We start from the raw sequence: 20,225 nt of genomic DNA, 5'->3' as shown, positions 1-20,225 counted from the left end.
CGGGAAGATCCTCGGCTATGCGATGCGGGTACCGGGCGGCAGCTGGCGGGCGGGCGTCCGGGTGCGCGCCCACGCCCACCACAGCAGCACGACGGCCAGGGCCAGCTGCACTCCGAGCCCGACGAACCATCCCGGCACGGTCTGGTCGATGATCTCCTCGGGCGTCGGGTAGTCGCTCTCGCCGAAGTAGTACGTCGGATCGCACTCGTCCCAGCGCGTCTCGAGATCGGGGGTGCGCTGCGCGCTGCGCACGGTGTACTTCAGCGACCCGAACAGGTCGTCCGGGCTGCCGTACTGGTCGAAGCTCGTCGGCACGGCGTCGGCGAGGATGACGAACGGGTTCGCCGACAGCAGCCACCACACCCGGTCGAAGCGAGGGACGGGGTAGGTCGTGCGGGTCCACTCACCGCACACCATCTGCTCCGGGTCGTCCCAGCAATCGTCGGACCCGTCCTTGCACAGCGGGCCGTTGTCGCCGTACTCGGCCGACCGCGACAGGGAGACGCCCTCGCTGGCGGTGGCGGTGCCGATGAGCCCGAAGCCGATCACGGTGCCGACGGCGAGCGCGGCGACGACGAGATAGGTGACGGCGACGGAGAAGAGGGGACGGGCGAGGATGCCGGACAGCGCCACCCCGATCGCGGCGATGACGCCGGTCTCGACGACGAGGACGGCGAGCGAGATCAGGACGGTCCAGGGGTTGACCCCGCCCGCGAGCGTTGCGATCACGAGGAACGGCGCGGCGACGCCGGCGAAGGCGAGACCGGTGATCCACGCCGCAAGGAACTTGCCGAAGAGGATCTCGCCGGTGGTGACGAGCGTCACCTGCACGGGCGCGAGGGTCGCGGCATCCCGGTCGCCGTTGATGCTGTTGCCGCTGAGGGTCGGGGAGACGAGGAGCACCAGGAGCAGGGTGACGTACACCACGATCGAGTACACGCCCGGGCCGGCCATGCCCCAGCCGCCGTAGCCGAGGAACGACAGCGCGGTCACACCCACGAGCAGCAGTGCGAACACGCCGAGCAGCACGTACCACGACACCGTCCGCACGCGCTGGAGCAGCTCGAGCCGCGCGATCGTCCACAGACGCGACAGGTTCACGCGCGGCCCCCTTCGAGGTCGAGGAAGGTGTGTTCGAGCAGGCCCGTGGCGGCGGCGAACTCGGCGACCGGAAGTCCCGCCGACACGAGGGCGGCGAGCGCCGACGCCGCCTCGGCATCGCCCGCGAAGCCGACGAGCAGATCGCGCCGGTCGATGGGGATGAGGGCGGCGTCGAGCCCGAGCGCCTGCGCCACCGGGAGGACGGCCGCGACAGGCTCGCGGTCGGCTAGGCGGATGCGCCACGTGCGTCGCCGCGTCGCGGCGGCGGCGACGCGGTCGCTGCTGACGGTCGCGCCCTCGACGAGGAACACGGCATCGTCGACGACCTCTTCGAGCTCGGACAGGATGTGGCTCGAGATGAGGATCGTGCGCCCCTCGGCGGCGAGCCGCCGCAGCAGGACGCGCAGGTCGATGCGCGCCTGCGGGTCCAGGCCCGACGCGGGCTCGTCCAGCAGCAGCACGCGCGGGTCGTGCACGAGGGCGCGGGCAAGGCCGAGGCGCTGCTTCTGCCCGCGGGACAGCACGCGGGCGGGCGCATCGGCCAGGTGGGTGAGCCCGACCTCGTCGAGCAGGCGGGCCGCGCCGCCCGCGGCCGCTGCCGTGTCGAGCCCGTACAGCCGCGACGTCATCACGAGGGTCTCCCGTGCGGTCAGCGACGGCCACGCGCCGAGCGCGTCCGGCATCCAGCCGAGGATCGCGCGCGCCGCCTCAGGCGCGGCGACGGGGTCGATGCCGCCGATGCGGATCGTCCCCGCGTCGGGCGCGAGCAGCGAGGCCAGCATGAGCAGCAGCGTCGTCTTGCCCGATCCGTTCGGCCCGACGAGGCCCGTGACGGCGCCGGCGCGCGCTTCGAGGTTCACGTCGCGGACGGCCTGCACCGCCCCGAAGGAGCGACGTACACCAGACGCGACGATGCCGAGGGCGGTCATGCCCTCACCCTAGGGGATCGCCGTGCGGCCACGACGGAGCGCACGACGCGCGGGCGTCACCCACCCCGCTCGTCGCGCGAGCGAGCGAGCGAGCACGCCCCTCACCGGAAGAAGGCAACGCCGAGATCGGGATGGTCGACGAAGACGCCATCGACCCCGGCATCCGCGATCATGCGCCACTCCGCGGCGTAGTCGCCGAACTCGGCCTTCGCCCGGCCGCGCCGGAACTGCCCGACCAGAAACGCGTTCTCGGGGCGGCAGGTCCACGTGAAGACGCGCAAGCCGCGGGCGTGCGCGTCGGCGACGACGGATGCCGGGCCGGTCGCCCGGCCGAGCTTGTCGGGAGCGAGGATCATGCGCTTGTCGACGCTGATGCCGTCCACCCGGCCGACGAGGCGGTCAAGCCCCGTCGGCGTCGCCTGCGCGCGATAGGTCGGCGCGGCGCGCCCCTGACGCGCGACGAGGTCGTACGGGCTTCCGCCGGCCTCGAGCAGGTAGATGTAGGTGCCGCGGACGCCCTCGGAGCGGACGGCCTCGAGCACCGTCTGCTCGAACGATTCCAGGTAGAGCGGCAGGCGGCCCGTCGCCCAGCCGGCGTCGCTCAGCTCCGCCGCGATGGCGCCCGCGACGTCGTAGCCGAGCCCGGAGAAGTACGTCGCGTGCTTGATCTCCAGCACGACGCCGATCTCGCGCCCCTGGTCGAGCGAGGCCTGACGGACGAGGTCGAGCACGTCGCGCAGCCGCAACGGCGGCTGCTCGCCGTCGAACGACGCGCTGGCGGCGCGCAGCTGCGGCAGGCGCTCGCGGCAGCGCAGCGTCGCCAGCTCGTCCCAGGTGAAGTCCTCGGTGAACCACCCGGTGTGCTCGGCGCCGTCGATCGTCTTGGTCGTGCGGCGGCTCGCGAACTCCGGATGGTCGGCGACGTCGGTGGTCGTGCCGATCTCGTTCTCGTGCCGCACGACGAGCACGCCGTCGGCGGTGAAGACGACGTCCGGCTCGACGGCGTCGACGCCGAGGGCGAGCGCCAGGTCGTACGACGAGCGCGTGTGCTCCGGGCGGTACCCGGGCGCACCCCGGTGTCCGATGACCAGCGGCCGGCGTCGAGGCATGCCTCCAGGCTATCGACGCCGATGCGGCGCACCGACGCGGATGCCGGGTTCAAAGGGTGCTCACAGGGCCGCACCTGCCGCCGCGAACCGCCGTCGGATACGCTGGAATCCCGCAGTACCCGCTGCGGCCATCCTCGTATTGGAGTGAGACCACAATGGCCTCGAGCAGCAACCCCGCATTCAGCAACCCCGCCTTCCAGGAACAGCGGCCCGGGCTGACCCCGCCGGCTGCCCAGACCCAGTTCGCCGCGACCACCGCGCAGTCCGTCGACGTCGCCGCACAGGCGCAGCTCGAGGGCGCGTTCGCCGCCCCCGCCGCCGGTGCGGTCCAGACCGGTCGCATGACCGTCGAGGACACCGTCGTCAAGACGCTCGCACTCTTCGGCATCCTTCTCGTGACGGCCGTCGTCGGCTGGATCTGGACCATGTCGCCGGTCACCGCCGCGAACCCCGTGCCGACGATGATGCCGTGGATCATCGGCGCGATGGGCGGCTTCGTCCTCGCGATGGTCGTGACGTTCACCTCGCGCAAGAAGGTGCGCCCGGGCCTCATCTTCGGCTACGCCGCGTTCGAGGGTCTCTTCATCGGCGGCATCTCGGCGTTCTTCGAGTTCATCTGGCCCGGCATCGTCATGCAGGCCACCCTCGCGACGCTGTCGGTCGTCGGCGTGACCCTCGCCCTCTTCGCCAGCGGCAAGGTCCGCGCCTCGGCCAAGGCCACGAAGATCTTCATGATCGCGATGGTCGGCTACCTGGTGTTCTCGCTCGTCAACGTCGTCATGATGATGTTCGGCGCGTTCCCGGCCGGCAGCGGCGGCCCCTTCGGCATGCTGTCGAACTACACGATCGCGGGCATCCCGCTGGGTGTCATCATCGGCGTCCTCGTCGTGATCATGGCGGCCTACTCGCTCGTGCTCGACTTCGACTCGGTGCAGCAGGGCGTCCGCAACGGCGCTCCCCGCGAGTTCGGCTGGCTCGGCGCCTTCGGCATCATGGTCACGGTCGTCTGGCTGTACATCGAGATCCTGCGCCTCATCGCGATCCTCCGCGGCAACAACTGACCCGCGGCACTCGCTGACAGGCCCGTCCGGCTTCGCCGGGCGGGCCTTCGTCGTCCGGGCCGCGCGCAATTGACTGTACGGTCGGATCACCATGAGACGCGGTTCCAATCTGCCGGCCGTCGGCACCTACAATCAGACGCTCGTGCTGGACCTCATCCGCCGCGCGCCCGATGGGCTGAGCCGCACGGAGCTCGCCGAACGCACCGGACTGTCCGCGCAGACTCTGAGCAACGTGGCACGACGGCTCGTCGAAGCGGAGATGATCAGCGAGGGCGCCCCGATCATCGCCGGAAAGGGCAAGCCGCGCACTCCACTGCACCTCAACGCGCAGGCGCGGTACGCGGTCGGGGTGCACCTCGACCCGGCCGTCGACACCGTCGTTCTCGTCGATCTCGGCGGACGCATCGTGGCCCACCGAGAGTTCTCGCCGCACATCGACGCCCCGCCCGCCGAGCTCGTCAACGGCCTCGCGCGGCGGGTGAACTCCCTGCTCGACGAGGCGAACGTGCACCGCGATCGCGTGCTCGGGATCGGCATCGCGGTGCCGGGCCCCATCGACAGTCGCGCGGGCGTCGTCCTGCATCCACCTCTGCTTCCCGCCTGGCGCGAGATCCCACTCCGAGACGATCTCGCCGCGGCCACCGGTCTCGCGGTGATCATGGAGAAGGATGTCGTCGCCGCGATGGTCGGCGAGCTGTTCACCGGCAGCGACCGCGAGCTCAGCGAGGCCCTGTACTTCTACTACGGAGCCGGGGTCGGTGCCGGACTCGCCGTCGACGGCACCCCGGTGCACGGGCGCACCGGCAACGCGGGCGACATCGCCCACCTCGTCGTCGAGCCCGACGGGCCACCATGTGAATGCGGGCAGCGTGGATGCCTGGGCGTCGCCGTCGCCCCGGAACGGGTTGTCGCCGACGGCGAGGGCATCGATATCTCCGAAGTGGCGGCTCCCTCCGAGCTCCGCGCACGGATGGCGCGACTGGCACAGCGGGCCGTAGACGGCGACGGGGCCGCAGTCGCCGTCTTCGAACGCACCGCGGCGTCGATCGCTCGGGCGATGGTGTTGATGAACAACCTCCTCGATGCCGACGTCGTCGTGATCGGAGGTCCGATCTGGGCGTCGATCTCCAACGCCGTCAGCGCGCCGCTCGCCCGCGCGCTCGAGCAGCACGCCGCCGTCACGACCACGCTTCCCATCGCGATGTACCAGTCGGCACGAGGCACGGATGTCACCGCCCTCGGCGCGGCGAGCCTCGTCCTCGACAGCGCGTTCACGGCGCGACCCGCCGACCTCATGATCCACGCGGACTGATCGACGCCGGCGCACATCACGGCGACGCCACTCTTGATGTTTTACTCCATTTGCTTTATAAAAAGATCACGTCCCCGCACCCACGGGTGCGCACAGCAAAGGAGCTAGGCATGAAGAGATCACGGGCGACTCTCGCGGTCCTGGGCATCACCACACTGACGATCGCACTGGCCAGCTGCGCCGGTGGCGAAGGCGACGGAGGTGACGCCGACGGGACCATCCGCGTCGCGTATCAGAAGACCTCGGCGTTCACCGCCATGGACGAGCTGATGAAGAAGGCGAAGAAGGAGTACGAGGCAGCCAACGCGGGCACGACGATCGAGCTCGTGCCGATCGAGGCCGAGCAGGATCAGTACTTCACGAAGCTCGCGCTGATGAACGGCTCACCCGACACCGCACCGGACGTGATCTACGAAGACACGTTCCAGATCCGCTCCGACGCCGCAGCGGGTTATCTGCAGCCGATCGACGATTACGTCGCCGACTGGGACGGGTGGAGCCTCTACGACGACGGCGCGAAGCAGGCCGGCCTCGGCGACGACGGCAAGACCTACGGCGTCTCACTCGGCACCGATACGCGCGGCTTGTACTTCAACAAGCAGCTGTTCGCCGCGGCGGGGCTTCCCGACGACTGGGCGCCGAAGAGCTGGGACGACGTCCTCGACGCCGCTCGCGCCGTCAAGAGCAGCAACCCCGATGTCATCCCGTTCAACATCTACGCCTCGAAGGCTCTCGGCGAGGCGACCTCGATGCAGGGGTTCGAGATGCTCCTCTACGGCACCGGCGATGAACTGCTCGACACGTCCAGCAACAAGTGGGTCACGGGATCCGAGGGCTTCCTCGACTCCCTCTCCTTCTACAAGACGGTCGCCGACGAGGGCCTCGGCCCCGACCCCGCCGACGCGCTGGATGCGACATGGGGGGCGAAGGTCGGCAACGAGCTGCTGCCCCAGGGCAAGATCGCCATCGCGCTGGACGGTTCGTGGCTCCCGAGCAACTGGATCGCCGGCGACAACGCCTGGCCCGAGTGGGAAGACTCGATCGGGTTCGCCGCCATGCCCACGCAGGACGGCGGCGGCGACGGGTTCACCTCGATGTCGGGCGGTTGGACCCTCGCCCTCGGTGCGAACGCCGACGATCCCGACACCGCCTTCGACTTCATCACGCAGGCGCTCACCCCTGAGAACGCCCTGATGTACCACCAGAAGGCCGGCCAGATCGCCGTACGCTCCGATGTCGCCGAGAACCAGGAGTACCTGGACTACAACCCATCGTTCGAGTTCTTCTCGTCACTCGTGAAGTACACGCACTTCCGCCCCGCGACGCCGGACTACTCGCAGATCTCGTCGAACATCCCCGTCGCGACCGAGTCGGTGTTCACCGGGCAGGCCGCGCCGAAGGATGCCCAGGCGCAGTACGACCAGGCACTCGTCGGCATCGTCGGCGAGGAGAACACGCAGGCCGGCTGATCCGCAGATGACCGTCGTCGCCACCGGCGACGTCGCGCGCGGCCGGGGGAGTTCCCCCCGGCCGCGGCGCGGCAGTCGCCTCGCCCGCATCCTCCCGCTCCTCCCCGCGATCCTGCTCCTGCTGGCTTTCATGGCCGGACCGATCGCCTACGCGCTCTACGGGTCACTGACCAACAGATCGATGACCGGGCCGCGCGCCGCGAACCCGCAGTTCATCGGACTCGACAACTACGCGGAGCTGTTCACCTCACCCGACTTCTGGATGTCGCTCTGGCTCACCGTCGTCTTCGTACTGGCGTCCGCCGTCATCGGACAGAACGTGCTCGGCATGCTGCTGGCCGTCCTGCTGCGCTCGGCGGTGAAGCCGCTGCGTTCGATCGTCGGGGGCCTCGTCGTGCTCGCCTGGGTGCTGCCGGAGATCGTCGCGGCATTCGCCCTCTACGCCTTCTTCTCGAAGGACGGCACCCTCAACGTGATGCTCGGCTGGGTCGGCCTCGGCGGCACCGCCTGGCTCTACTACTTCCCCATGCTCGCCGTCATCCTCGCCAACATCTGGCGGGGCACGGCGTTCTCGATGATGGTGTACAACGCGGCACTCGCCGAAGTGCCGCCCGAGCTGACCGAGGCGGCAGAGATCGACGGAGCCAACGCCTGGCGGCGCTTCACGCGTGTGACGCTGCCATTCATCCGCCGGTCGATCTCGACGAACCTGCTGCTCACGACGCTGCAAACCCTCGGCGTGTTCACCCTCATCTGGGTGATGACCGGTGGTGGCCCCGGCATCCAGTCCTCCACTCTGCCGGTCCTCGCCTACCAGGAGGCGTTCAAGTTCGCGCAGGTCGGCTATGGCACCGCGATCGCCGTCGTCACCCTCCTCATCGGAGCGGTGTTCTCGATCGCGTACATCAAGATTCTGAAGCCGGAGGTGGACTGAGATGTCTGTCGCTCGCCCGATCAGCGTGGCCGCCCCGCGCCGCCGCACTCAGACGGTGCTCTCCTCCATCATCCTCGCCGCGATCGGGATGATGTTCCTCATCCCGCTCCTGTGGATCGCCTTCGCCTCGTTCAACGCGAACGCGACGACCTCGATGGCGGTCCCCGAGACGTGGACGGTGGACAACTACACGAAGGTGATGACGTCGGAGCTGACATGGCAGCCGCTCCTCAACTCGATCCTCATCTCGCTCGGCACGGCGCTCATCACGGTGATCGTCGGCATCCTCGCCGCGTACCCGCTGTCACGCTACCGCCTCCGGTTCCAGCGATCGTTCATGTACGCGATCCTCTTCGGAACCGGGTTGCCGATCACCGCGATGATGGTGCCGGTCTATACCCTCTTCGTGTCGATGAAGCTCCTCGATTCGGTCTGGGGAGTCATCCTCTTCATGGCGGCGACGTCGCTGCCCATGGCGATCTGGATGCTGAAGAACTTCATGGACTCGGTGCCGATCTCGCTCGAGGAGGCCGCCTGGGTCGACGGAGCGACGTCGATGACGGCGCTCGCCCGCGTCGTGCTGCCGCTGATGCGGCCGGGGATCGGAGTGGTGTTCATCTTCGTCTTCACAACGGCGTGGGGGAACTTCTTCGTGCCCTTCGTGCTGCTGTTCACCGCCTCGAAGTTTCCCGCGGCGGTATCCATCTTCAACTTCTTCGGACAGTACGGATCGATCGCCTACGGGCAGCTCGCCGCCTATTCCGTCCTCTACGCGACCCCGATGATCCTCCTCTACGTCCTCGTCCAGAGGCTTTCCGGCGGTGCGTTCGCGCTCGCCGGCTCGGTCAAAGGCTGACTCCTCGAAAGGCTCCACACCATGCACGACCGTTCTCGACTCGCCGAACTCCGCGTCGATCGCTTTCTGCGAGAGCGCCTCGCGCCCGCGATCTACCGCACCTCCACGCCGCTCGACCTCGCCTTCTGGGATGCACCCGATGAGCCGGTGCCCTTCGGAGAAGCGGCGGCCGCAACCTACACACCGATCGCCGCAGGCGAGCAGTGGGGCAGCCCCTGGGGTACCACGTGGTTCCGTGTGCGGGGAGCCATCCCCGACGAATGGCTCTCAGTCGACGGGCTTCCGGCAGGAACGCGCGCCGAACTGGTGGCCGACCTCGGATTCACTCTCGGGCAGCCTGGCTTCCAGTGCGAGGGGATGGTGTGGACGACGTCGGGGCGCCCCCTGCGCGGGATCGCACCGCTGAACAATGCGGTCATCGAAGCGGTGAGCCCCGCCGGTGACGTGAATGTCTTCATCGAGGCGGCGTCGAACCCCGATGTCGGCAGCCTCTTCGACTTCGCCCCGACCCCGCTCGGCGACAAGGCGACCGCCGGGCCCGGCCCGATCTACCGCCTCCGCCACATCGACCTCCGCCTGCGCGATCTCGAGGTCACGGCGCTCGTCGCCGACACCGTGGCGCTGCGCGGGCTCGCCGACGAGGTCGACCCGCGCTCTCCGCGCCGCGCCGAGATCCTCTTCGGGCTCGAGCGGATGATCGACACCGTCGATCCGGACGACGTCGCCGGGACGGCGACCGCGGGCCGGGCGATTCTCGCGCCGCTGCTGGCACGTCCCGCCGTGGGAAGCGCGCACACGCTGCACGCCGTGGGGCACGCGCACATCGACTCCGCGTGGCTCTGGCCGGTTCGCGAGACGGTGCGAAAGGTCGCCCGCACGTTCTCCAACGTCCTCTCGCTCATGGATGAGGACCCCGACGTCGTGTTCGCGGCATCCTCTGCCCAGCAGTACGCCTGGATCAAGGAGACCTACCCGGATCTCTACGCGCGGATCGCCCAGCGAGTGGCGGAAGGCAGGTTCGTCCCCGTCGGAAGCATGTGGGTCGAGTCCGACACCAACCTCCCCGGCAGCGAGGCGCTGGCGCGGCAGTTCGTCGCCGGGAAGGGATTCTTCCTGCGCGAATTCGGCATCGACACCGAAGAGGTGTGGCTTCCGGACTCGTTCGGCTACTCGGGCGCGCTGCCGCAGATCGCCGCCGCCGCAGGCTCCCGCTGGTTCCTCACACAGAAGACGTCGTGGAACGAGACCAACCGCATGCCGCACCACACCTTCCGATGGGAGGGCATCGACGGCACGCGGCTGTTCACACACTTCCCGCCGGTCGACACCTACAACTCGGTCGTCTCAGCGCGAGAGCTCGCCCATGCCGAGCACAACTTCGCCGACAAGGCACGCGCGAGCGTGTCGCTCCTCCCTTACGGTTACGGCGACGGCGGCGGCGGGCCCACTCGGGAGATGGCACAGGCGATCTCACGGACGGCCTCTCTCGAGGGATCCCCCCGCGTGCGACACAGCTCTCCTCGACTCTTCTTCGAAACCGCCGAGGCCGAGTACCCGCAGCCGGAGGTGTGGTCGGGCGAGCTCTACCTGGAGTTCCACCGCGGGACATACACGAGCCAACTCGCGACGAAGCAGGGCAACCGTCGCAGCGAGCATCTGCTGCGTGAAGCGGAGCTGTGGGCGACGACCGCCGCCGTCCGCGCCGGCGCGGAATACCCGACGGATCGGCTGCGTCGGGCGTGGGAGACGGTGCTGCTGCAGCAGTTCCACGACATCCTTCCGGGCTCGTCGATCGCCTGGGTCTACCACGATGCCGAGCGCAACTACGCCGCGGTTGCCCGGGAGCTCGAAGACATCATCGCGACGAGTCTGCGCGCGCTCGCCGGCGATGGCGCCCTCTCCCTCCGCGCCAACGCCGCACCGCACGCACGAGGGGGGGTGCCGGCGCTCGGGGCGGCCGCCCGCACGACCGGTGCGTCGCACGTCATCCCCGTGCAAGAAGACGACGGATGGGTGCTCGACAATGGCATCCTGCGCGTACGTGTCGACGCGCGCGGTCTGATCACGTCGGCTGTCGACCTCGCCACCGGTCGCGAGGCGATCGCCCCGGGGCAGGCGGCGGGACTGTTGCAGCTGCACCGGGACACTCCCACGCAGTGGGATGCCTGGGACATCGACGTGCACTACCGCGACAGTGTCGTCGATCTCGTCGACGCGGAATCGGTCGACGCGGATGCCGATGGCCTGCGGATCGTCCGCACGTTCGGATCGTCGCGCGTCACCGAGCGCATCGCACTCGAGACCGGGTCGCGCGTCGTCTCCTTCGACATCGACCTCGACTGGCACGAGAGGCAGAAGCTGTTGAAGCTCGCCTTCCCCATCGACGTGCACACCGACTCGGCGACGTCGGAGATCCAGTTCGGTCATATCGAGCGACCCACGCACACCAACACGTCCTGGGATGCGGCGCGGTTCGAGACCGTCGCACACCGGTGGGTGCGGGTGGCCGAGCCGGGGTTCGGCGTCGCTGTGGTGAACGACTCGACGTACGGTCACGACGTCACCCGCGCCGATCGACCCGACGGCCGAGGCACGGTGAGCACCGTGAGGCTGTCGTTGATCCGCTCCGCACTCTTCCCCGATCCGACGCAGGACGAGGGGTCGCACCGTCTGCGCGTGGGACTCGTCGTCGGCGCCGATGTGCCGGCGGCAGTGGCTGAGGGCTATCGGATCAATCTCCCCGAGCGCGTCGTCGACGCGGCCGCCCACGAGGTCTCACCGCTGCTGCTGGTCGACGCCGATGGGATCGTCGTCGAAGCGGTCAAGCTCGCCGAGGATGGGAGCGGAGACGTCGTGGTCCGCCTATACGAAGCACTCGGAGCGCGAACGTCCGGTCGCCTCACGCCGGACTTCGACGCGGTCTCGGTGATCGAGACCGACCTGCTCGAGCGTGCCCGTGAGGCGCGTGCGGTGACCGCCGTGGGGGACGGCGTCGCGCACGTCGACCTCGATCTTCGGCCGTTCGAGATCGTCACGCTGCGCTTCGCGCGCTGACGCGACGAGAGGAGGCCCGTCCGGCTCCGCCGGGCGGGCCTTCGCCGTCCCCGCAGCGTCCCCGGGACGACGGATGCCGGGGCGCGCGCCCCGGCATCCGGTCATCCTCTCGCGGAGGTCACTCCCACTCGATGGTCCCGGGGGGCTTCGACGTCACGTCGAGCACGACCCGGTTGACCTCACGCACCTCGTTGGTGATGCGGTTCGAGATCTTCGAGAGCACGTCGTAGGGCAGGCGCGTCCAGTCGCCCGTCATCGCGTCTTCGCTGGAGACCGGGCGCAGCACGATCGGATGCCCGTACGTGCGGCCGTCGCCCTGGACGCCGACCGAGCGGACATCGGCGAGCAGCACGACGGGGCACTGCCAGATCTCGCCGTCCAGCCCCGCGCGCGTCAGCTCCTCGCGGGCGATGGCGTCGGCGTCACGCAGGATCTCGAGGCGGTCAGCGGTGACCTCACCCACGATCCGGATGCCGAGGCCGGGCCCCGGAAACGGCTGGCGCCCGACGATCTCGGCGGGCAGTCCCAGCTCGCGTCCGATCGCGCGGACCTCGTCCTTGAACAGCGTCCGCAGCGGCTCGACGAGTTCGAACTGCAGGTCCTCCGGCAGGCCGCCCACGTTGTGGTGGCTCTTGATGTTCGCCGTGCCCGCACCGCCGCCGGACTCGACGACGTCGGGGTACAGCGTCCCCTGCACGAGGAACCGGATCGGGTCGCCCTCGGCTTCCGCCTCCGCCAGGAGCTCCTGCTGCACCTTCTCGAACGCGCGGATGAACTCGCGCCCGATGATCTTGCGCTTCTGCTCCGGGTCGCTGACACCGGCGAGCGCGGTCAGGAACGTCTCGCGCGCGTCGACGGTGATGAGGCGCACACCCGTGGAGGCCACGTAATCGTTCTCCACCTGCTCGCGCTCGCCCTTGCGCAGGAGCCCGTGGTCGATGAACACGGCGACGAGCTGGTCGCCGACCGCCTCGTGCACGAGTGCGGTCGAGACGGCGGAGTCGACGCCGCCCGACAGCGCCGACAGCACGCGGCCCGTGCCGACCTGCTCGCGGATGCGCGCGACCTGCTCGGCGATGACGTTGCCGCTGTTCCAGTCCGAGGCGAGCCCCGCGGCCTTGTGCAGGAAGTTCTGCAGGACCTCCTGGCCGTGGTCGGAGTGCTTGACCTCGGGGTGCCACTGCACGCCGTAGAAGCACTTCTCCGCGTTGCCGAAGGCGGCGACGGGGGTGGCGGCCGTGGAGGCGAGCACATCGAACCCTTCGGGGGCGCGGGCGACCTGGTCGCCGTGGCTCATCCAGACGTTCTGCTGCGCGGGCTGGCCGCCGAGAAGGACGCCGCCGTCGTTCGCGATCACGGCATCCGTCGCGCCGTATTCGCGCAGGCCCGTGTTCGCGACCTCGCCGCCGAGCTGCTGGGCCATCACCTGGAAGCCGTAGCAGATGCCGAGCGTGGGGATGCCGAGCTGCAGCACACCGGGGTCGAGTGCGGGCGCACCGGGCTCGTACACCGACGACGGCCCGCCGGAGAGGATGAGCGCGACCGGATTGCGGGCCTCGACCTCGGCGGCCGTCACGGTGTGCGGGACGAGCTCGCTGTACACGCCCGCCTCACGCACGCGCCGCGCGATCAGCTGCGCATACTGCGCGCCGAAGTCGACGACGAGGACGGGACGCTGGGCGGTCTCGGTCTGAGCGGTCACCGGGTGCCTTCCGTGGTGGATGCCGGGGCGGCTCCGTCGACAGACTCGGGAACCGGAGGTGCGGATGCGGCCGCAGCCGCCTCGGAGGCCTCACGCTCGGCGAGGTACGCCTTCACCTCGCGGCCCACGCGCGCCTCCATGAAAAACGACAGCAGCGGCACGATGCCGCCGAGCGCGAGCGTCACGAAGCGGACGAAGCCCCAGCGCATGAGGCTCCACACGCGGAAGCACGCGAAGAGGTACACGACGTAGAACCAGCCGTGCGCGATGAGGATGCCGAGCGACAGGTTCACCCCGTCGCCGGTGGACTCGCCGAAGGCGTCGACCGGCGCGAACCAGAGGAAGCCGCCGGATCCGCCGAGGAACAGCTCGTAGTGGAAGCCGTACTTCACGATCATCTCGGCGCACAGCGACAGCAGCATGACACCGGTGATCACCGACGCGATCTGGTAGAACTTCAGCGCCCCTCGGATCGCCGGAAACGTGGCGAGTTTGGGCTGAGGCATGCCCTCCAGTCTAGTCGCCGGGGGGCCCCGCTCCGGCCGCAGCCTCCTCGAGCGCCTCGACCTCCTTCTCCCACGCGTCGCGGGCCAGGCGGTACCACATGTAGAACGCGAAGCCCGCGAAGATCGCCCACTCCGCCGCGTAGAACACGTTCAGCCAGTTGACGCCGGAGCCCTCCTCGGGCGCGGGCGAATCGATCGCGACGAGCCCGTCGGGCAGGGTCTCCCCCGCGTCGGCGACGAGGTAGGGCCGGTACACGTTCAGCTCGTCGACGTCGTGCCACCAGCCGAGGAGGGCCGCCGGCGACATCCGCGTCATCTCGGTCGCGGGGCCCTCGCGCGGCGGGGCCGCCGGTCCCTCGTCGGCGATGAGCCGGCCGACGAGCGTCACCGCGTCGGCGGGGGCGTCGTTGAGAGCGGATGCCGCGGCATCCGCGCTCTCGCGATCGGCGGCCCAGCCGAGTGCCACCGCGAGCGAGGTGGGCGCGGTCGCGTCCAGCCGCAGCTGACCGGTCACCCAATACCCGGCGACGCCGGCGTTGTAGCGCGACGAGACGACGAGGAAGTCCCCCGGCACGAAGGTGCCGGTCGCCTCGACCCGCTGCCCCACGAGCGGCTCCGGCAGGTAGGCACCGGGCGCCACGACGTCGGCGAGCGGTCGCACCTGCTCGGTCGCGCCGGGAGGCGGGGGATTCGTGTCGATCGCGCGCCCCAGCTGCCACTGCCCGAGCCACGCGAACACCGCCGCGACCAGCAGGGCGAACGCCAGCATCCCGAGCCACCACGGCCGCAGCATGACCTCGCGCAGCGTGGGCGGGAACACCTCGCCGCGCTCGGGCGGGCGCGCCGCCACCGGCTTCTCGCTCAACGACCGGGCATCCACATCAGTTCGCGGAGTACGGCGCGACGACGACCTCGACGCGCTGGAACTCCTTGAGGTCGGAATATCCGGTCGTGGCCATCGACTTGCGGAGTGCGCCGATGAGGTTGGCGGTGCCGTCGGCGACGGGCGCCGGGCCGTACAGGATCTCCTCGAGGGGGGCGACCTGGCCGACCTCGACGCGGCGACCCCGCGGCAGCTTGGGGTGGTGCGCCTCGGGACCCCAGTGGAATCCACGGCCGGGCGCATCGGTCGCGCGCGCGAGCGCGACGCCGAGCATGACGGCATCCGCGCCCATCGCGAGGGCCTTCACGATGTCGCCGGACGTGCCGACGCCCCCGTCGGCGATGACGTGCACGTAGCGGCCGCCCGACTCGTCCAGGTAGTCGCGGCGCGCGCCGGCGACGTCGGCGACCGCCGTCGCCATCGGCGCGTGCACGCCGAGCGTGGCGCGGGTGGTCGAGGCCGCTCCCCCACCGAAGCCGACGAGCACACCCGCCGCGCCCGTGCGCATGAGGTGCAGCGCCGCCGTGTAGGTGGATGCCCCGCCGACGATGACGGGCACGTCGAGGTCGTAGATGAACTTCTTGAGGTTCAGCGGTGCCGCGTCGCTCGAGACGTGCTCGGCCGACACGGTCGTGCCGCGGATGACGAACAGGTCGACGCCGGCCGCGACGACGGTCTCGTACAGCTCCTGCGTCCGCTGCGGGGTGAGCGCGCCCGCGACGGTGACGCCACCCGCGCGGATCTCCGCGAGGCGCCGCGAGACGAGCTCGGGCTTGATGGGCTCGGCGTAGAGCTCCTGCATCCGGCGGGTCGCCTGGTCGGCGGGAAGGCCCGCGATCTCGGCGAGCAGCGGCTCGGGGTCCTCGTAGCGCGTCCACACGCCCTCGAGGTCGAGCACGCCGAGGCCGCCCAGTTGGCCGAGCATGATCGCCGTCGTGGGGCTCATGACGGAGTCCATCGGGGCGCCCAGCACGGGGATCTCGAACCCGAAGGCGTCGATCGACCAGGCCGTGGAGACGTCCTCGGGGTTGCGGGTGCGCCGCGAGGGCACGACCGCGATGTCGTCGAACGCATACGCGCGGCGGGCGCGCTTGGCGCGGCCGAGCTCGATCTCCATGCTCACCCTGCCAGCCTACCCGCCGTCGCCGCGCGCGCCCCGGCATCCCTCCCCTGTCCGACGGGCCGCGCGGGCGGCGCGCACCCGCGGCAGGATGGTGTCATGCGGATCGTGGTCGTCGGCGGTGGGGTGATGGGGCTCGCGACGGCGTGGCAGCTGGCGCGCCGCGGCGAGCAGCCGATCGTCGTGGAGCGCTTCGCGCGCGGCCACCACGAGGGTGCGTCGCACGGCGAGACGCGCAACTTCAACAACGCCTACGCCGAGGAGCACTACCTCGACCTGCTCACACGCGCCCGCGAGGGCTGGGATGCACTGGGCGTCGTCGAGGGCGAGCCGCTGCTGCGACGCCACGGCCTCGTCTCGCACGGCTCCGGCGCCGCCCTCGGCAGCGCCCACGCCGTCGGGCTCGAGGAGATCGCGCGGCGGCTGGACGCCCGGGGCATCCCGGCCGAGGTGATCTCCGGCGCCGACGCCGCCCGTCGATGGCCCGGCATGCGCTTCGAGGACACAGTGCTGCACTCCCCCGACGCCGGCGTGGCGCGGGCCGCCGCGGCGCTGCGCGAGCTGGAGCGGCGCGTCGTCGCCGCCGGCGGCGAGGTCCGCTGGCACACGCCGGTCCGCGCCATCGAGCCCGACTCCGACGGGGTGGACGTCGTGACGGATGCCGGGACCCACCGCGTCGACGTCGCCATCGTGACGGTGGGCGCGTGGACCGAGAAGCTGCTCGGCGGCGCGGGCCTCGGCCTGCCGCCCCTGCGCGTCACGGAGGAGACCCCCGCCCACTTCGCCCCGCGGATGCCGGGGCCCTGGCCGTCGTTCAACCACTTCGTCGCGCCGGGGTCGCAGCCGGCGAACGTCTACGGCATGCCGACCCCGGGCGAAGGCGTCAAGGTCGGATTTCACGGCATCGGCGACGAGATCGACCCCGATGCCAGGCCGCACCGGCCGGTGTTCCAGCGCGAGCTGCGGGAGTACGTCCGGCAGTGGTTCCCGGGCCTCGACCCCGACACCGCCGTGCCGATCTCGTGCACCTACACGACGACCCCCGACGAGGCGTTCGTGCTCGACCGAGTGGGCCGGGTGGTCGTCGGCGCGGGATTCTCCGGCCAGGGATTCAAGTTCGCCCCCGGCGTCGGCGCCCGGGCTCAGCGTTTGTAGTTGGGGGCCTCGACGACGATCTGCACGTCGTGCGGGTGGCTCTCCTTGAGGCCCGCCGCGGTGATCCGCACGAACTTGCCACGGGCCTTCAGCTCCTCGATCGTGCGGGCGCCGACGTAGAACATCGACTGCCGGAGCCCTCCGACGAGCTGGTAGGCGACGGCCGAGACCGGGCCGCGGTAGGCGACCTGCCCCTCGATGCCCTCGGGGATGAGCTTGTCGTCCGAGGGGATGTCGGCCTGGAAGTAGCGGTCCTTGGAGTACGACGTCTTCTTGCCGCGGGTCTGCATCGCGCCGAGCGAGCCCATGCCGCGGTAGAGCTTGAACTGCTTGCCGCCCTGGAAGACGATCTCGCCCGGCGACTCGTCGGTGCCGGCGAGGAGCGAGCCGAGCATGACGGTGTCGGCGCCGGCGACGAGCGCCTTGGCGATGTCGCCGGAGTACTGCAGGCCGCCGTCGGCGATGACCGGGATGCCGGCCTCGCGCGCGGCCTGGTAGGCCTCCCAGATCGCCGTCACCTGGGGAACCCCGACGCCCGCGACGATGCGGGTCGTGCAGATCGAGCCCGGTCCGACGCCGACCTTCACGGCATCCACCCCGGCCTCGATGAGCGCCTGCGCGCCTTCCCGGGTCGCGACGTTGCCGCCGATGACGTCGATGTGCGCGAACGACGCGTCGCCCTTGAGCCGGCGCACCATGTCGATGACGCCCTGTGACTGGCCGTTCGCGGTGTCGACGACGATGACGTCGACACCGGCGTCGCGGAGGGCCTCGGCGCGCTCCCACGCGTCGCCGAAGAAGCCGATCGCCGCGCCCACGCGCAGGCGCCCCTGGTCGTCCTTCGTGGCGAGCGGATACTTCTCGCTCTTGTCGAAGTCCTTGATCGTGATGAGGCCGGCGAGCTTGCCGTCGTCGTCGATGAGGGGCAGCTTCTCGACGCGGTGCTGCGCGAACAGCGCGATGACCTCGTTCGCCCCGATGCCGACCCGTCCGGTGACGAGGCCGTCGCTCGTCATGACGTCGCGGACCTTCGTCGTCTGGCGCTCGAAGCCCGAGACGAACCGCATGTCGCGGTTGGTGATGATGCCGACCAGGCGCCCGTCCTCGTCGACGACCGGGAGCCCCGAGATGCGGTACTGCCCGCAGAGGGCGTCGACCTCGTCGATCGTGGCGTCGGGCGTCGTCGTGATGGGGTCGGTGATCATGCCCGACTCGCTGCGCTTGACCTGGTCGACCATGGCGGCCTGCTCGGCGATGGCGAGATTGCGATGCAGGATGCCGAGGCCGCCCTCCCGGGCCATGGCGATCGCCATGCGGGCCTCGCTCACGGTGTCCATCGCGGCCGACAGCAGCGGCGTCGCCACCGTGATGCGGCGCGTGACGCGCGAACTCGTATCGGCTTCGGAGGGGATGACGTCGGTGTGGCCCGGCAGGAGCAGCACGTCGTCATAGGTCAGTCCGACGAAACCGAACGGGTCGTTGTGCTCCACAGGTCCTCCGATGCCTCGCGCGCGCGTGTATCGATTGTAAGTCGCGCGCACGGCGCGGCATTCCCCCGCGGTGCGCGCCTATGCCACGCCACGCCACACCGAACAAGGTCTGTAGGTGAAACAATCCCGACACATTACGCTCGTACCGTCGTTGATCAACGTCGATGCGACCGCATCACCCGAACGATGCGCCCTGACTGGAGGATCCTTTGAGACCCACGAGCGTCACCGCGCGGAATCCACTCAGGTGGTTCGTGCTCTTCCTGGGGGCGCTGCTCGCCGCGGCGGCACTGCTGCTGAGCACCCCCGGCATCGCCTCTGCCTCGTCGAACGACGATCAAGACGACGGCGCCGACCTGCCGTACACGATCGTCGTGAACGTCCGCTCCGGCGGCGAGGCGGTCGAGGGTGCCACCATCACCGTCAGCGGCGGCGGCTTCGAAGGCGAGGGGACGACGGATGCCGCGGGACGCGCGAGCATCGGGGTTCCCGACAAGGAGCCCGTCTGGACGCTCGAGCTCGACAAGGCGAGCCTGCCGAGCGGGGTCGAGGCGCCCGAGGGCTTCGCGTTCACGCAGGAGGCGACTTTCGGCGCCGGCAGCTCGATCACGAAGAACTTCACCCTCGTGGCCGCGGAGCGGCAGACCACGAGCTTCTGGGATCAGTTCCTCTCGCGGGCCGTCAACGGACTCAACTTCGGCCTCATGCTCGCCCTCGCCGCGATCGGCCTGTCGCTCGTGTTCGGCACGACCGGCCTGTCGAACTTCGCGCACGGCGAGATGGTGACGTTCGGCGCGCTGATGGCGCTGCTGTTCTCGACGGGGGTGGGCTGGTCGATCTGGCTCGCGATCCCGCTGGCGGTGATCCTCTCCGCGGGGTTCGGCTACGCGATGGATGCCGGGTTGTGGCGGCCACTGCGCCGCAAGGGCCTGGGCACGGTGCAGCTCATGATCGTCTCGATCGGTCTGTCGCTCGCGCTGCGCTACGTTTACCAGATGTTCGTCGGCGGCGGCACGGAGCAGCTGCCCGGCGCGGTCACGCAGACCATTCCCGGGCTCGGCCCGATCCGCCTGTCAGTGACCGACCTCATCAGCATGGGGATATCGATCGTCGTGATCGGCGCGTTCGCGTGGTGGCTCATGCGCACGCGGATCGGCCGCGCGACCCGCGCCGTCTCGGACAACCCGTCGCTGGCCGCCGCGAGCGGCATCGACGTCGACGGGGTCGTCCGGATCGTGTGGGTGGTGGCAGCGGGCCTGGCGGGTCTGTCCGGTGTGCTGTGGGCCTACTTCCGCCCGGGCATCAAGTGGGACATGGGCACGAGCATCCTGCTGCTGATCTTCGCCGCGGTGACCCTCGGCGGGCTCGGCACGGCGTTCGGCGCCCTGATCGGCTCGATCATCGTGGGACTGCTCGTCGAAGTGTCGACACTGTGGATCCCGTCCGACTTGAAGTACGTCGGCGCGCTCGTCGTGCTGATCGTCATCCTCCTGTTCCGCCCACAGGGAATCCTCGGGCGCCGAGAACGGATCGGTTAGGCACAT

The 20,225-nt window shown here is 70.0% G+C and carries 16 protein-coding genes; 8 read left to right on the top strand and 8 right to left on the bottom strand.

Annotated elements, in window-relative coordinates; translation table 11 throughout:
* Positions 1 to 15: 15 nt before the first annotated feature.
* The 3 genes from ACPYN4_RS00595 to ACPYN4_RS00585 form a co-directional block, all read right to left on the bottom strand.
* Positions 16 to 1,101: an ABC transporter permease gene (locus ACPYN4_RS00595; RefSeq protein WP_315549396.1), complete on the bottom strand. Its 1,086-nt coding sequence runs from the start codon at positions 1,099 to 1,101 to the stop codon at positions 16 to 18.
* Positions 1,098 to 2,030 carry an ABC transporter ATP-binding protein gene (locus ACPYN4_RS00590; RefSeq protein ID WP_281653013.1) on the bottom strand — a complete coding sequence of 311 codons (933 nt, stop codon included), beginning with the start codon at positions 2,028 to 2,030 and terminating at the stop codon, positions 1,098 to 1,100. Before ACPYN4_RS00590 ends, ACPYN4_RS00595 begins: the two co-directional genes overlap by 4 nt.
* Positions 2,031 to 2,131: 101 nt before the next feature.
* Entirely contained in the window at positions 2,132 to 3,139 is a 1,008-nt protein-coding gene (locus ACPYN4_RS00585) for a glycerophosphodiester phosphodiesterase family protein (RefSeq protein WP_315549394.1), read from the bottom strand.
* Positions 3,140 to 3,294: 155 nt separating this feature from the next.
* On the opposite strand from ACPYN4_RS00585, the gene ACPYN4_RS00580 reads away from it, so the two are divergent.
* The 6 genes from ACPYN4_RS00580 (at position 3,295) to ACPYN4_RS00555 (ending at position 11,825) form a co-directional block, all read left to right on the top strand.
* Positions 3,295 to 4,200 (top strand): Bax inhibitor-1/YccA family protein, encoded by a 906-nt coding sequence (locus tag ACPYN4_RS00580; protein ID WP_239279850.1) that lies wholly within the window; start codon positions 3,295 to 3,297, stop codon positions 4,198 to 4,200.
* A gap of 91 nt (positions 4,201 to 4,291) precedes the next feature.
* Complete coding sequence (locus tag ACPYN4_RS00575) at positions 4,292 to 5,512, top strand: ROK family transcriptional regulator (RefSeq protein ID WP_239279851.1); 1,221 nt, start codon at positions 4,292 to 4,294, stop codon at positions 5,510 to 5,512.
* Between the two features lie 110 nt (positions 5,513 to 5,622).
* Entirely contained in the window at positions 5,623 to 6,981 is a 1,359-nt protein-coding gene (locus ACPYN4_RS00570; RefSeq protein ID WP_239279853.1) for an extracellular solute-binding protein, read from the top strand.
* 7 nt (positions 6,982 to 6,988) lie between these two features.
* Positions 6,989 to 7,915 carry a carbohydrate ABC transporter permease gene (locus ACPYN4_RS00565; protein ID WP_239279854.1) on the top strand — a complete coding sequence of 309 codons (927 nt, stop codon included), beginning with the start codon at positions 6,989 to 6,991 and terminating at the stop codon, positions 7,913 to 7,915.
* Between the two features lies 1 nt (position 7,916).
* On the top strand, positions 7,917 to 8,771 hold the full coding sequence (locus ACPYN4_RS00560; RefSeq protein ID WP_239279855.1) for a carbohydrate ABC transporter permease: 855 nt from the start codon (positions 7,917 to 7,919) through the stop codon (positions 8,769 to 8,771).
* A gap of 21 nt (positions 8,772 to 8,792) precedes the next feature.
* Positions 8,793 to 11,825: an alpha-mannosidase gene (locus ACPYN4_RS00555; protein WP_239279856.1), complete on the top strand. Its 3,033-nt coding sequence runs from the start codon at positions 8,793 to 8,795 to the stop codon at positions 11,823 to 11,825.
* 118 nt (positions 11,826 to 11,943) lie between these two features.
* On the opposite strand, the gene guaA is transcribed toward ACPYN4_RS00555, so the two are convergent.
* The 4 genes from guaA to ACPYN4_RS00535 form a co-directional block, all read right to left on the bottom strand.
* Complete coding sequence (guaA, locus tag ACPYN4_RS00550; RefSeq protein WP_239279857.1) at positions 11,944 to 13,527, bottom strand: glutamine-hydrolyzing GMP synthase; 1,584 nt, start codon at positions 13,525 to 13,527, stop codon at positions 11,944 to 11,946.
* A complete protein-coding gene (locus ACPYN4_RS00545) occupies positions 13,524 to 14,033 on the bottom strand; it encodes a DUF3817 domain-containing protein (RefSeq protein WP_239279859.1) in 510 nt (169 codons plus the stop codon). The genes guaA and ACPYN4_RS00545 overlap by 4 nt, the downstream gene beginning before the upstream one ends.
* Before the next feature lie 10 nt (positions 14,034 to 14,043).
* Positions 14,044 to 14,826 carry an SURF1 family protein gene (locus tag ACPYN4_RS00540; RefSeq protein ID WP_239279919.1) on the bottom strand — a complete coding sequence of 261 codons (783 nt, stop codon included), beginning with the start codon at positions 14,824 to 14,826 and terminating at the stop codon, positions 14,044 to 14,046.
* 88 nt (positions 14,827 to 14,914) lie between these two features.
* On the bottom strand, positions 14,915 to 16,033 hold the full coding sequence (locus ACPYN4_RS00535; protein WP_424445737.1) for a GuaB3 family IMP dehydrogenase-related protein: 1,119 nt from the start codon (positions 16,031 to 16,033) through the stop codon (positions 14,915 to 14,917).
* Between the two features lie 102 nt (positions 16,034 to 16,135).
* Between ACPYN4_RS00535 and ACPYN4_RS00530 the strand changes: the two genes are divergently transcribed.
* Positions 16,136 to 17,191, top strand: a complete 1,056-nt coding sequence (locus ACPYN4_RS00530; RefSeq protein WP_239279860.1) for an FAD-dependent oxidoreductase — start codon at positions 16,136 to 16,138, stop codon at positions 17,189 to 17,191.
* On the opposite strand, the gene guaB is transcribed toward ACPYN4_RS00530, so the two are convergent.
* Positions 17,179 to 18,681: an IMP dehydrogenase gene (gene guaB, locus ACPYN4_RS00525; RefSeq protein ID WP_287269210.1), complete on the bottom strand. Its 1,503-nt coding sequence runs from the start codon at positions 18,679 to 18,681 to the stop codon at positions 17,179 to 17,181. The two genes, ACPYN4_RS00530 and guaB, sit on opposite strands and share 13 nt — an antisense overlap.
* Before the next feature lie 254 nt (positions 18,682 to 18,935).
* On the opposite strand from guaB, the gene ACPYN4_RS00520 reads away from it, so the two are divergent.
* Positions 18,936 to 20,219 (top strand): branched-chain amino acid ABC transporter permease, encoded by a 1,284-nt coding sequence (locus ACPYN4_RS00520; RefSeq protein WP_424445338.1) that lies wholly within the window; start codon positions 18,936 to 18,938, stop codon positions 20,217 to 20,219.
* The last annotated feature ends 6 nt before the right edge of the window (positions 20,220 to 20,225 follow it).

The organism is Microbacterium sp. CH-015 (assembly GCF_049707015.1).
Classification (GTDB): domain Bacteria; phylum Actinomycetota; class Actinomycetes; order Actinomycetales; family Microbacteriaceae; genus Microbacterium; species Microbacterium aurum.
Note: the sequence above shows the minus strand (reverse complement) of the source record. Positions and strands in the feature narration are given on the sequence as shown.